The following is a 13605-nucleotide window of genomic DNA, read 5'->3' as shown; positions in this document are numbered from 1 at the left end:
TTTTTGCCTATGAAGTGTCCAGCTTGCGGATATCAGGATACCAAGGTCATCGACTCGCGCATGAACACCGACGGGAGCTCCATCCGCCGCCGGAGAGAGTGCCTGAAGTGCGAGAAGAGGTTCACGACTTATGAATACGTCGAGCAGGTGCCGCTGATGGTCGTCAAAAAGGACGGCCGGCGCCAGCCGTTCGACAGGACCAAGATCATCTCAGGGCTGGTCAAGGCCTGCGAGAAACGCCCGGTCAGCGTGGACAAGATCGATGAGGTCACTAACGAGATCGAGCGTTCGATCCAGAAGCGTTATGACCGTGAGGTCAACTCCTCGGCCATCGGCGAGATGCTGATGGAGAAACTCGTCCAGCTGGACGAGGTGGCTTACGTGCGGTTCGCGTCCGTGTACAGGCAATTCCGCGACGTCAACCAGTTCATGAAAGAGCTCAAGGTCATCCTTGAGAAAGACAAGGCGGAGCGCAAAGAATGAACCAACCGGAAAAGATCGAACACATGCTGGTCCAGGTCGAGTTGAGCAAGATCATCATCGATGAAAAGCGCCAGGACCAGATCATCGTCCTCAAGGAGAAAGACGGGAAGCGCCAGTTTCCGATCGTGATCGGGTTCCTGGAGGCCTCCAGCATCAAGATGAAGCTGTCCAACATGGAAGTGCCGCGTCCTCTCACGCACGACCTTTTGCAGGCGGTTATCCAGGGGCTCGGCGCAAAATTGGAAAAGCTCGTGATCGACAAGCTGGTGGAAAGCACGTTCCACGCCAAGCTGGTCCTCAAGGCCGCCGACGGTCAAATCCGCGAGATCGATTCCCGCCCGTCGGACGGCGTGGCCATGGCGGTGAGGGCCCACGCGCCGATCTTTGTCGAGGAAGAAGTCCTTAAAAAAGCCGTGATCTTTGAAGGACACTGAGACAGTCAGAAGTGAGAAGTCAGATGTCAGATGTTCGCTGTCAGAAGGGCAACCGTTGCTCCTGCTCACTTCTGACATCTGCTCTCTGACGCATAGCCACTCCTCCCATGCCCTTTCCTGAAGAACATCCGTATCTGAAAATCATCCAGGACATCTCCCGCCAGAAAGAAATACGCGTCTATCTTGTCGGCGGTTTTCTCCGCGACCATTTCTTGAAACGCCCCTGCCTGGATTTTGATTTCGCCGTTGAGAAAAACGCCGTCGCCTTTGCCCGCGCTTTCGCCAAGAAAATTCAGGGCGCTTTTGTCCTGCTGGACGCGGAGCACGGCTGCGGCCGCGTCGTGAAGAAAGGGCCGGGGGGGCCGCAGACGTACGATTTCGCGGATTTTCGCGCCCCGTCGCTCCCTAAGGACCTCCTGCACCGAGATTTCACGATCAATACCCTGTGTGTGGACATCAAGGATGTGGAGCCAGGAGCGGAACTAAACGAAATTTTGAAGGACCATCGCGGCGGGCTTAAAGATCTGAAGGCCAGGTCGGTGCGCATGAATTCCGTCCGCACCTTCCGCGAAGATCCCCTGCGACTGCTGCGGGCCTACAGCCACCGCGCGGTTCTGGGTTTCAAAATTGAAAAAAAGACGCTCGCGCAGATCAAGAAGGACGTCAAGCTGATCCGCCGGGTTTCGTTTGAACGCGTGCGGGACGAGCTTTTCAAGATCCTGGCCTCGCCGCGCGCCGCCGAGACCCTCAAAGCGATGGACGCGTGCGGCCTCTTGTCCGAAATCCTGCCGCAGATCACGGTTATGTACGGCGTTCATCAGGGCGGATACCATCATCTCGATGTCTGGCCGCATTCGCTGGAGACCGTCCGCCAGTTCGAGGGCGTCCTGGAGCAAATGAAGGATGACCCGGATGTCACGGCCTACATGGGCGAATGCCTTGCCGGCCCGCGTCCGCGCTACGCCCTTGTGAAACTGGCCGCCCTGCTGCACGACATCGGCAAGCCGGAAACGCGCAAAAAAGAGGTGGACCGGATTTCTTTCCACGGCCATGAACACGTCGGGCGGAATATCGCGCGGCCCATGGCCAAGGCGCTCAAGCTCTCCACTCGCGAGCGGTATGTTTTGGAGGACATCATCCAGTGGCATTTGCGGCCCGGTTACCTGTCGAATTTCAAGCAGCCCAGCGAAAGATCCGTGTTCCGGTTTTTTCGTGACACGAAGGACGAAGCGGTCAGCGTTCTGTTGATGTCGCTGGCCGACCAGCGGTCCACCCGCGGGCCCTTGACGAGCGAAGCCGACCAGAGACACCACGAGAAAATTTGCCTGGGGCTGACCCGGCGGTATTTTGAGATCAAAAAGGCCAAACCGCTGGTGCGGCTCATCGACGGACATGATTTGATCAAGGCACTGAAGCTGACGCCGTCGCCGCTGTTTGGAAAGATCCTCAAAGAGATTGAAGAAATGCAGGCCACGGGAAAGGTCGCCACGCGCGAGGACGCCCTGGCGGCGGCCAGGGGCATCGCGCAGAACGGGCCGAAAGCGAAGAAAGCGTAAGGAACGACATGCGTATCAAGAATATCGAGCTGAAAGTTTTGAAGGGTGACATCACGGATTTGGACGTGGATGCCATCGTAAATCCGGCGAATTGCGACCTGACGATGTCCGCGGGGCTGGCCGGAGTCATCAAGAAAAAGGGCGGGGATTCGATCGAGGCCACGGCCCTTCTGAAAGGGCCGGTCAAACCGGGCCAGGCCGTCTGGACCGGCGGCGGAGAGCTTAAGGCCCAATACGTGATCCATGCCGCCACGGTGAACAGAAATTTGAAATCGGATGAACAGACCGTCCGCCAGGCTACAGCCGGCGCGTTAAAATGCGCGGCGGAGCTTGGGGTTCGCTCCGTGGCTCTGCCGGCGTTGGGCATCGGCACGGGCGGGTTTCCGGCTATCGGCGCGGCCAAGATCATGGCCCAGGAGTTTCTCAAATTCGGGCGTTTCGCGAAAAGCTCTCTTCAGGAAATTGTCCTGTGTCTTTATGACCTGGAAACGTTTGAGGTTTTTGACCAGCAGGTCAACGGTTATGTCCGCCACATCCAGGAAGACCTGGGGATCGGACCGTATGTGACGGTGGACATCATCATCGAGCTTGCCGAAGGCATCATCCTGATCGAACGCTCCAACCCGCCTTACGGCTGGGCCCTGCCCGGCGGGTTCGTGGATTACGGCGAGAGCATGGAAAAGGCCGCGGCCCGCGAGGCCAAGGAGGAAACAAATATGGATCTGGCCGGCCTGCGGCAGTTCCGCGTTTATTCCGACCCTTCCCGCGATCCCCGGTTTCATACGGTCAGCACGGTTTTCATCGCCAAAGGCAAGGGCAAGCCGCAGTTCGGCGACGACGCCAAGGGGTTGAAGATCGTCCCTTACAGGGATTTGCGCAGGCTGAAATACGCGTTTGACCATAATAAGGTCATTGCAGATTATCTGAAAGAGAGGAAGCCCCGTGCCGCGAAGAAAAAGTGATCCCGCGCAGAAATCCCGATGCGCCTGGCCGGCCGTCGGGGACGAGCTTTACATCCGTTACCATGACGATGAATGGGGCGTCCCGGTGCTCGATGACAGGAAAATTTTCGAGTTCCTGGTCCTGGAATCCGCGCAGGCGGGGCTGAGCTGGCGCACGGTCCTCTATAAGAGGGAAAATTACCGCAAGGCCTTTGCCGGGTTCGACCCGGTCAGGGTCGCGAAGTTCACGGCCAAGGACGTTGAGAAGCTTTTGGGGAACGCCGGCATCATCCGCAACCGCGCCAAGATCGAGGCCGCGATCAACAACGCCAGGCGGTTCCTGGAGGTGCAGAAGGAATTCGGGACGTTTTCCAAATACATCTGGGGTTTTGTCAACGGCAAGCCGATCGTCAACCGCTGGAAGTCCCTGAAAGAGCTCCCGGCGGTCACCCCTGAAGCGGAGGCCCTGGCGAAAGATTTGAAATCGCGCGGCTTCAAATTTCTCGGCCCGACGGTCATTTACGCCCACATGCAGGCCACGGGCATGGTGAACGACCATACGATGGATTGTTTCCGTTACCGTGAGGTTTTGAAGCGCGTTTAAAGCAAGGGAGAAGAACAATGGGTTCCCAAAATCCCGGTTTGCATGATTCCTGGACGCTGATCATCACCTTGGCGGTGGCTGTGGGGATATACATCTTGATCCGCGTCCTGCAAAAACGACAATAATTCTAATGAGGTCGTGACTTACGGAACGTTAGTGAACGTAAGTCACTGACCGAATGAGTGGAGGCTCTATGAAAAAACATCGTACAAAGGGTTCGCTGCAAACGGTCATCCTTTTTGTGTTGATCGCGCCGGTCATCGGGTATTTGATCTGGTTCTCGGTGATCCGGAACCAGCAGTTTGAGGAAAAGGCCCAGCAGTGCCGTCAGGACTGCACGGTGAACGGGTATCTGGAATCGGATTTCAAATGGTCGGCATTCACCAGAAGCGAATGCGTCTGTGCAGGTCAATTATGAGACCCCATCGTTCCGTTGATTTGTATGCCGCGGCCCACGAGACCATGTCGAAGTACGGGTTTCTGTGGAAATTTCCGTCGGGTGTGCACCGCGAGGCCAAGAACCTCGTTGACACGGTGGCCTCTGCGCGGGAGCCGGGGATCCAGGATTTGCGCAAGCTCTTGTGGTCTTCGATCGACAATGAAGACTCTCTGGACCTTGACCAGCTCGCTTTTTGCGAGTCTCTGCCGCATGACGAGATCCGGGTCCGGGTGGCCATTGCCGATGTCGACCATTATGTCCGCCGGAATTCCGAAGTGGACCGCCATGCCGCCAAGAACGGTGTCTCTGTTTACGCGGCCGTGCAGACGTTCCCGATGTTGCCGGAACGGCTGTCCACGGACCTGACGTCCTTGAATCCCGGCCAGGACCGGCTGGCGGTTGTCATGGATTTTGCCGTCGACCGCAACGGCGGGGTCCACGGCGGGAAAGTTTACCGGGCGCTCGTCCATAATCACGCCAAGCTTGTTTATGAGACCGTCGGGGATTGGCTCGAGGGTAAGGGGCCTCTGCCGGAGAGTATCGTCCGGATCCCGGCGCTGGCCGCGCAGGTCCGCCTCCAGGACCGGGCGTCCCAACGCCTGCAGGAATTGCGCAAGGCCAAAGGCGCCATGGAGTTCGAGACCATTGAAGTTGTTCCGGTCATCAAGAACGGCAAGGTCCTGGGGCTCAAGGAACGGCACGATAACCGGGCCCATCATTTGATCGAGAATTTTATGGTCGCGGCCAACGGGGTCATGGCCACGTTCATCAAGCAGCATGGTTATCCGCTGATCCAGCGGGTCGTCCGCGAGCCGGAACGCTGGCCCAAGATCCGAGAGGTCGCACTGGCCCTGGGCGTGAAACTGCCGCGCGATCCCGACCCGAAGGCGCTGGCCGATTTTCTGGAGCGCGAACGGCAGATCCATCCGGCGCAGTTTCCGGACCTGTCGCTGACCGTCATCAAGCTTATCGGCAAGGCGGAGTACGACTTCACGTATCCGCAGGAGAAGTCCGAGGGTCATTTCGGGCTGGCTGTCGAGGATTACGCCCATTCCACTGCGCCCAACCGGCGGTATGTGGATTTGATCGTCCAGAGGATCCTCAAATGCGTCCTCTTGAAAAAACCGCTGCCGTACACGAAAACGGAATTGAAAGACATCGCGTCCTGGTGCACGGACCGGGACCAAGCCGCTAAAAAAGTGGAACGGTTCATTCACAAGATCGCGTCCGCCGTCCTGCTGGAGCCGCGGGTCGGGGAGGTGTTTGAGGCCATCGTCACCGGGGCGACCGAGAAGGGAACTTTTGTCCGGCTGCTGGACCCGCCGGCCGAAGGCATGGTGGTGCGCCGGTTCGACGGGATGGACGTGGGGGACAAGGTGCGGGTGAAGCTTGTCAAGGTTTCCCCCCAAAGGGGGTTTGTGGATTTTGAGGGGATCGCGCTTTACCGGCAGGAGCTTTTGGCCCCGGAGAAGAAGCCCGCCGCCGTGGCGAGGGCCCCGCGCCGCCGGAAAGGATTTTTCCGCCGGAGACGAAGGTAGGAGGGCCGCATGGACAATCTTTCGGACCAGATCACGATGATGCTGGCGGCCCAGGTCGCCCTTTTCGTCGTGATCATACTGGCGGCGGTTCTCTATCACCGGAGGCAGACGCAGCGGCATTTTCGGTGGATGCAGGCCCAGGCCGCGAAACGCGGCGGGCGGGTCAAGCCGGCGACGCTGTTCTCGTATCCTGAAATTTTGATCCCTGATCAGGGGGGCGAGATCCGGATCCACCTGACCGCCGGCAGCCGGTACTCACCTCCAAGAACGCACGCGTTTTTTCGTTTTCCCATTCCGAAGGGTTATAAAATCCATGTTTACCGCGAAAGTGTTTTGCACAAGGCCGTCAAAGTTTTAGGTTTGCAGGATATTCAGCTCGGGCATCCCGCGTTTGACCAGGAGTTCATCATCCAGGGCTCGGACCCCCATATGGTCCGCAACTTCCTGACCAGCGAAATCCAGCATACATTGTTGCTGGCCAAGGACTTTTATCCCAGCCTGGAGATCAAGAATGAGATGAAACTGTCCGTTCCCAGGCATTTTAAGGAAGAGCAGGAGTATGACAGTTTCATAGACTCAGCTATGGCTGTCCTGCGGCGTTTGTCGCAGATGGCGTGAGAATATTTTTTTGTAAAATAAGTCTCCTATCCTGATTCAGATAATTTTGTTGACCTTTTTCATGTTTTGCTATATTTTAAAAAGGTGATTTTTCAGCTTTCAACCCTTAAGATGACGACTCTGTTGAAAAGCCTTTCCTCCCAAGCTGTTTCTTCTCTAAAGAAAAATTTACCCATTCTTTCACGCTCGATGGATCACCCTTTTGACAGTCCGTTTTTCTTTGCCGCCAGATGAAGAATTTTCTTTATAAAGAATTGAAACATCATTTTCGGCCTGCCGCATCGCGGAATGCCGTTCCCTCCATCAAAGCGTTTCCATTCGTTTTTACTTTTGTCCTCCTGAGTTTTTCTTTTGTCTCGTCCATCCATGCTGAAAAAATCATCAAGGGCTCGGCCATTCAAGAGGTTTCTGGTGAGTCTGCCGTCCTGAAAGGCCGCCAGATCGGCCCTTCCCGGGGAGGCGATTTGGGAGGGACCGGTGCGGGGATCGAAACCGGCCGCGGTCTCCAATTTGCGGGACAGGGGGAAAGCCCTGCCCCTTCATTCAAAAGCGGCATTGATGAAACTGCGGAAACGCCCTGGAGCGAATGGAACCAGCCTGCCATGCTCAGGAGTTTTGACCCTTACGGCGGGTTTAAGCAGATCGCGCACGAACCATCCTTCCGGCCGGGCGGTTTAAACGATTTTGCTCCCCAGGAAGCGGACGACCAGGTCCTTTTGTTTGACAAAATGAACGGCCTGGCCGGGACGATCATTGAGGACGTTCAACGGGCCGAGGAATTGAGTAACGTTGTCCCGGCGGACAGGGTCAATGCCATGCTGGACGCGGTGGACGGCGTTTACGCTCCCGTGGACCAGGCGTACGGCGATATCGATGCGATGTACAATGAAATCGATACGCTATATAAAACTCTCGACCAGAATTACGCCGGCCTTGACCAGTACGAATCCATAACCCCCGAAATCGCCTCTGGTTTTAATGCCGCCTCTGACGCCATGGCCGAGCGTGTCGCCGGTATGGGGAAGGCTGTCGGCGGCATGATCAACAAAGTTGAATCGCAGATCCAGGACCTGGACGGCCTTTTGGCCGCGGTCGACCACATGGCCAAGGACGGCAACGCGGCCATGAAGTTCTGCGATGAACTGATGAGCCAGATCGACGCGGCCACCAAGCAGCATCAGCTGCTCGCCCAAACCCTGGAGAAACAGAACCCTTACGATTATTTCCCCGGGGAGCTGTCGCAGGACCCCGCTGTTTTCAAAGATCAGAAGGACTATTTAAAAGATCTTAAAGATTATATCCAGAAGAGCGAATTAAAGCAGATTGATGATGTCCGTAAATATATCACTGAAGCCAAGGCCTATTTAGAGAAGGTCCTGAAAGATCTTGAGAGCACCAAGGCCAATTTAAAAGAGACAGAGGATTACTTCCGCAAGGCCAAGGTGGGCGATGATCTGGGCGGCCGCGGCGGCATCGAAATGGCCCCTGAAGGTGGGGAGAGCAACGCCTGCACCGAGGATGAAGAGGTCCAGGGTCTTGATACGCTTCAAAACTGCGCAAAAAGTTGCCGCACCGTCTGCCGCTGGAAGAAGAAAGGCTCGGATGGCAGCGACTGCTACGAATGCCCATCCGGGTCTCCGGATACCTGCTATGATCTCACCCCGCCCGCCTGGCCGGCCGACCATCCCTGGTGCCAGCCCGGCGGCATCTGTCACTCCGACCCCATGCTTTACTGCTCGCCGTTTGGAGCGACCGGCCCCAATTTAGAACCTCTGCAATGCACGAATTGCAAACAACGTCCGGATATGTGCTGGCAAAAAGCCGGCGGCGGGATGACTTACACAAATTGCAAGCTGGGCTGCTGGAACGGCACGTGTGTTTTTAAAGGCAAATATCAGGAATTCGAATGGGACGGCACGCTGGAGTGGGTTCATTGCTATGAATGCAAGACCCCTCCTCCTCCTCCGACGTGCGAGGAGCTCGGCTGGGGTTATGACTGGGAAGCCGATTGCAAGAAAAACTGCCCGGATCCGGGAAAATGCGAAGAAGTCAACAAGAAGGTCGGAGGCAAACCGCCGGCTCCGCCGGCCGGAGGTCCGCCGGCCGGAGGTCCGCCGGGCGGAGGCCAGCCGGGCGGCGCTCAGGCGGGCGGCGGTCAGCCGGCCGATGGCGGGAAAGAGGGCGGCGACACCACTTCCAGTGGCGGCGATGAAGGCGGTGGCCCAGACGGGCAGAAGCCCAATCCGCCGACGGGAACGCCGGAACAGCCGGGCGGTGGCGGCGGCCAGGTGGCCGGCGGCGAGAAAGAACCTGAAGGCCAGGAAGCCCAGCCGCAGCAACAGGATGGCACGCAGGAAAGGCCGCAACAGCCCAAGACCGATCCGCCCGAACAGCCGGACAAACCGAAGGTCAATAAGCCGGAAGTGACCGAAGGCAATCCTCCTTCGCCTCCGGACAACGCCGAGATCCAGTCCTTAAAGACCCGGATCAGGCAGACCGAAGAGATCATTGAGGACCGTGAGGAGATCATATCCGACCCGCGCGAAGGCGACGGGACCAAAGCCGAGGCCGCGAGGCAGAAGGAAGCCTATGAGAAAGAACTTGCGGACCTTCAGGAACGGTTAAGGCAGGAAGAGCTCGAAGAGCTGGAGCGCCAGCGCAAGGCGCTGGAGGAGGAACAGCGCCAGGCGGAAGCGCAGCGCCAACGCGACGCCACGCGCACCCGCTGGCCTGATCCCGCGGAGGAGATGCGCAAGATCCGGCTCAAGGAGCTTAAGGACGCCATCGATCAGCTCAACCAGCGCGCCCGGGAGATCAAGGAACAGCTCGGCGGCCGAAGAGAACACGTCGACCGCTTAGACAGGGAGATCGGTCTGATTGAGCGCGAGATCCAGCACCATAAGGATGCCAAGGAATCCGGGGCCACCCAGGAACGCCACGCCGATGAAGCCATCAAGAAGCTCGAAGCCCAGCTCAAGCACAAAAAATGGCTGCGCGATCAATTGAACAAGCAGTTGCAGGAAGCGCAGCGGCAGGCCAATGAGGAACTCGAGAAGCTCAGAAAAACATACCTGAAGAAATTATACGCGGTCGATGAGCGGGCCCGACGCCAGGAAGAGGCCAATCGTATCGATGAATTTTACTCTCTCTGGGAGGAGCGCGAGCATATCAAGGCGAGCCGCGACGAGCGCAACAGGGCCTTTGAAGAGAAGTTCAAGCAGATGGAGGACGAGATCGCCGCGGCCAAGGCCCGGGGCGACGACGAGACCGCCGAACGGCTTCAGGAAGAGCTCGACAACATGAAGCGCGGCAAGGAGGATTGGGACAAGAACTATGAGTCCCGCCTGAAAAACGTCGAAGAGCGGATGTACCAGACCGGCCATCATGACAACTTTGACGACGGGGTCGGCCCCATCGACGATGCCGGCCTTGTCTCCAAGCTCGACGAGTACGGCAAGATCATCGATAACGAGATCGCGGCGACCGAGCGGCGGATCGCTGAGCTGGAACAGCAGTGGAAGGAAGGGAAGATCGGCACGAGCGTCCGCGCGGACGGCAGCGAGCACGTCGTTGAACTGGATAATTTAAGGAGCAAGCTTGAACAGCTCAAGGGCAACCGGGACGGCATCACGGAAAAGCTGGACGCCATGAAGAACGGGTATCAGCTCCCCGAGGACATCGCCGCCAATATCCAGAATTCAACAGAAAGGTACACGGAGGGGTCGAAGACCAGAGGTGAGGACAAATCGTTCGCGCGGCTGTTTGCCGAATCGCTGGCCGAGGAAGCGGCGCACAATCTTCGGCCGGATGTGGCCCTGAAAAAGAGCGTGAATTTCGGCATCGGCCTGGTGGAGGGCATCGGTTCGGCGGTCAAAGACCTGGCCGTGCTGGGCGCGGGGGCCATTGACCTGACCATCGAGATGCATCTGACCAACCTCGGGTTTGATGTCGAGACCGATTCCTTTGACAAGCTCAACAGCATGCTGACCACCGTCGGAGAGAACGCGAACTTTGACGGGATCATCAAGGCCACCGTTGCCCTGGGCGGGGCCATTGACAAGAAGCTCAAGGAGATTGAACGCAGCGGCGATATCGATGCCGCGACTGCGAGGGCCGGCGGGCAAGTCGGCGGTATGGTCATCGGGGAAGTGCTGACGGACAAAGGTTTGGGGGCCCTGGGAACGGTTGTCGGTTTAGGCGATGATGCCGTTGACGCCGGACGCGTCATCGGAAAAGCCGATGATGTCGCGGATGCGGGCCGCGCGGGAACCCGCGCGCGTTCGGGCACCAGCGGTGTGCCGGACACAACGCCCGTCGAAACCCCCGATGTTTTGAAGCCGCCCAAGACGCCGGACGCTCCGCCTTCAACCGCGGGCGCCGGGTCCCGCCCGAGAGGGACACCCGACGCGCCGGATGGCCCGACTGTCCGGACACCGGATGACGGCCCTGCAGCCCCGGGCACGCGCCCGCGCGGCGACAGGCCCGACGCGCCTGACCGGCCCGACAGCACCCGGCCGCGCGCCGATGGAGATAAACCGCCTGACGCGCCTCCGCCGCCCAGGATCCCGGACCCCGACGCGCCGAAGCCTAAACCGGCGGATGATATTGCCGATGGGGCCGCCGATGCAGGGAAGGTCGATGATGCCGCGCCGCCACCACGCGAAGCCGCCGCGGATGCGCCGCCCAAGCAAACGCCCGATCCCGAACCGCCGGCGCAGCCGGGTCCTGCCGCGAAAGCCGATGATGTGCCGCCGGCCGCCAAGGTTGAGCCTCCGCCGGCACGGGCACCGCCGCCTCCGCCGAAAGCTTATGACAATGCCCGGCCGCTTCCCGATGCTCCCCCTGCCGCGGGGAAGAAACCGACCCAGCTCACCGATGGAGCGCTGGATGCCATTGAGAAAAAGCAGGGCTTCCGCAAAGACCATGCCCAGCGCATGCACGAATTCGCCCAGGACAAGGACTCCTTCCTCCTGGTGCGCGACGGCAATCCCGACAGCGTCAAATATTTCGGCGACGCCGACAAAGTTCCAAAACCGATGTCCTCCAAAGCCAAGACCGCCAAGGTCGGCCCTGACCAAGGGCTGGTCGTGGACCCGACGCACGCCAAACAGGCGGCGGAATGGGACCTCGCGATCAAAAAGGCCGCCGCGAAAGCCGTCAAGACCGGCGATTTCACCGAGCTCAATAAATTGAAAGCCGCGCACCAGAAAGCGCTCAAGTCCTGGGCGGATTACGGCGAAGACATGCTTCAGAGCGGTTATAAGGTCGACCCGGACACGGGCCGCGTCCTCATGAAGACCACCGATGCCAACGGCAACGAGATTTTCAAGGCGGTCCATGGCGATTACGATCTGCATGGTGTCTATCGTAAAGCCCCGGACGGGAGCATGGAACATGTTTCCTTCGGCGAGGGCAATAAATTTGACGCGAACGGCGTTGATACTTCCGGCGGGAACCTGCGAAACCAACTCAACGACAAGATCAGCGGCGGCGATAAAGATTTTATTCAGCACGGCGGCCAGGATGACTGGATCCCTGACCCGGACCACGTTCCCGTCAAACCGCCGGATCCTCCGGTTACGGTCTTTTTCCCCGACGGCCGTCCGCCTGTCCGCCTGACGACGAAAGCGGAGATGCAGGATTTTTACGAGAACGTCATGGGCGTCCAATGGCCGTATAAGTCTGTTGATAACGCGGCCGGTGCCGCCGGCGCCGCGATGAAAGCCAGCGACGACGCGTTAAAGGCCGGCGGGGTCGTCACCGATGCCGTTCCTTCGTCCCCCAAAGGCGGTTTATCTTCCGGAGCCGGCTCCGCCCAATCCCCTCCCAAAGCCGGTTCGATACTCGATGATGACATTAAAACGGCGATCGACGCTCCCGGTTCGTCTCCGGCAGCGGGAAGCGCGACGCAAAAATTTGACGATGTTCTTCAGCCGCCGGGATCAGCGACACAGAAGTTTGATGACGTTCTTCAGCCGCCCGGATCAGGGACACAAAAGTTTGACGATGTTTTACAGCCGCCGGGATCAGGAACACAGAAATTTGATGACGTTTTAAAAGCGCCGGACGCCGGTACACCGCCGCGCGCCGGGATTCCGCCGAATTCTTCGACTACGATCAAGGGCCCGGACGGCAAGCCAATGACGTTGAATGTCGGCGATGAGCTTGGCCACGGCAGTACCAGCACGGTTTTTGCCGATGCCACAGACCCCAAGAAGGCGATCCGTATCACCGAACCCGGCAAAGGCGGGATCACCGAAGCTGTAAAACTCGACCAGGCCGGGCGCAAGGCGGTCCAAAACGTCCAGAAACCCGGCGGCCCGATCCGCATTGTGGAAGAAGGCAAGCCGGTTACGGTCAAGGATCCGAATTCTCCGCTGAACGGCAAAGTCGTTGAAGTGGTCGAGCGTCTGCCCGAAGGCAGTGCCGACAAAATGCTGCCCAGCCAGGGTGGAAAATTAAGCGACGGTCAGGCGAAAGCGTTCATTGACGCGACCGAGGAATTGAATAAAAGCGGCTACGCGTGGCTGGATAACCACACCGGTAATTACGGATTTGAAAAGATCGAGGGGACAACAGATGAATGGCGCGTGGTCGTGCTTGATCCCGGAGGCATCGTTCCCATGAAAGGCAAAACGTTGGCGGAAAGGGCCGATAACGCGAGGGCGCTTCAGACGCGGATCAACGTTCATGAAGAGGGGACGACGGAATTCATTAAAAGTGCCAGCGACGGGATGAAACAGAATTTCGCCAAGGCCGAGCGCGGCGAGATCATGAAAGAATTCGGCGACAAGATCAATACCGACGCCATGAAAATCAAAGACCCCAAAGACATCGCGTTCTATCCGTTGGGAACCGCGGAGCTGCCGGAAATTCAGAAGTTGGCTCCGAGATAAGCGGTAAAATTTTATGGGAAACAGAAAAGTCATAAATCACAAGACACAGGCCGCATGTTCCCTGAGGCCCTTGCGCAGGGGATGGGCGCCTTTTTA

General features: G+C 58.3%; 9 protein-coding genes. All 9 read left to right on the top strand.

What is annotated here, in order from left to right; all coding sequences use genetic code 11:
- Positions 1-9 precede the first annotated feature (9 nt).
- On the top strand, positions 10-483 hold the full coding sequence (gene nrdR / locus Q8Q08_00575) for a transcriptional regulator NrdR (GenBank protein ID MDP2652507.1): 474 nt from the start codon (positions 10-12) through the stop codon (positions 481-483).
- The gene (locus tag Q8Q08_00570; protein ID MDP2652506.1) at positions 480-917 is read left to right on the top strand and encodes a bifunctional nuclease family protein; all 438 of its coding nucleotides are present in this window, start codon (positions 480-482) and stop codon (positions 915-917) included. The genes nrdR and Q8Q08_00570 overlap by 4 nt, the downstream gene beginning before the upstream one ends.
- A 107-nt stretch (positions 918-1024) precedes the next feature.
- On the top strand, positions 1025-2473 hold the full coding sequence (locus Q8Q08_00565; GenBank protein ID MDP2652505.1) for an HD domain-containing protein: 1449 nt from the start codon (positions 1025-1027) through the stop codon (positions 2471-2473).
- Positions 2474-2481: 8 nt separating this feature from the next.
- On the top strand, positions 2482-3435 hold the full coding sequence (locus Q8Q08_00560) for a macro domain-containing protein (GenBank protein MDP2652504.1): 954 nt from the start codon (positions 2482-2484) through the stop codon (positions 3433-3435).
- Entirely contained in the window at positions 3416-4018 is a 603-nt protein-coding gene (locus Q8Q08_00555) for a DNA-3-methyladenine glycosylase I (GenBank protein MDP2652503.1), read from the top strand. Before Q8Q08_00560 ends, Q8Q08_00555 begins: the two co-directional genes overlap by 20 nt.
- Before the next feature lie 193 nt (positions 4019-4211).
- Complete coding sequence (locus Q8Q08_00550) at positions 4212-4436, top strand: hypothetical protein (GenBank protein MDP2652502.1); 225 nt, start codon at positions 4212-4214, stop codon at positions 4434-4436.
- Positions 4433-5995, top strand: a complete 1563-nt coding sequence (locus Q8Q08_00545) for an RNB domain-containing ribonuclease (GenBank protein MDP2652501.1) — start codon at positions 4433-4435, stop codon at positions 5993-5995. Before Q8Q08_00550 ends, Q8Q08_00545 begins: the two co-directional genes overlap by 4 nt.
- A 9-nt stretch (positions 5996-6004) precedes the next feature.
- Positions 6005-6613, top strand: a complete 609-nt coding sequence (locus Q8Q08_00540) for a hypothetical protein (GenBank protein ID MDP2652500.1) — start codon at positions 6005-6007, stop codon at positions 6611-6613.
- A gap of 230 nt (positions 6614-6843) precedes the next feature.
- Positions 6844-13509: a hypothetical protein gene (locus Q8Q08_00535; protein ID MDP2652499.1), complete on the top strand. Its 6666-nt coding sequence runs from the start codon at positions 6844-6846 to the stop codon at positions 13507-13509.
- The last annotated feature ends 96 nt before the right edge of the window (positions 13510-13605 follow it).

The organism is Candidatus Omnitrophota bacterium (assembly GCA_030688425.1).
Classification (GTDB): Bacteria; Omnitrophota; Gorgyraeia; order Zapsychrales; family JANLHA01; genus JAUYIB01.
The sequence above is the reverse complement of the archived record's forward strand: the minus strand, read 5'-3'. Positions and strand labels throughout refer to the sequence as shown.

What these genes read in the sequence shown, in the direction of transcription:
- Q8Q08_00540 (MDP2652500.1), top strand. Translation starts at nt 6,005, where the DNA reads ATGGACAATCTTTCGGACCAGATCACGATGATGCTGGCGGCCCAGGTC.
- Q8Q08_00550 (MDP2652502.1), top strand. Translation starts at nt 4,212, where the DNA reads ATGAAAAAACATCGTACAAAGGGTTCGCTGCAAACGGTCATCCTTTTT.
- Q8Q08_00535 (MDP2652499.1), top strand. Translation starts at nt 6,844, where the DNA reads ATGAAGAATTTTCTTTATAAAGAATTGAAACATCATTTTCGGCCTGCC.
- Q8Q08_00570 (MDP2652506.1), top strand. Translation starts at nt 480, where the DNA reads ATGAACCAACCGGAAAAGATCGAACACATGCTGGTCCAGGTCGAGTTG.
- nrdR (MDP2652507.1), top strand. Translation starts at nt 10, where the DNA reads ATGAAGTGTCCAGCTTGCGGATATCAGGATACCAAGGTCATCGACTCG.
- Q8Q08_00565 (MDP2652505.1), top strand. Translation starts at nt 1,025, where the DNA reads ATGCCCTTTCCTGAAGAACATCCGTATCTGAAAATCATCCAGGACATC.
- Q8Q08_00545 (MDP2652501.1), top strand. Translation starts at nt 4,433, where the DNA reads ATGAGACCCCATCGTTCCGTTGATTTGTATGCCGCGGCCCACGAGACC.
- Q8Q08_00560 (MDP2652504.1), top strand. Translation starts at nt 2,482, where the DNA reads ATGCGTATCAAGAATATCGAGCTGAAAGTTTTGAAGGGTGACATCACG.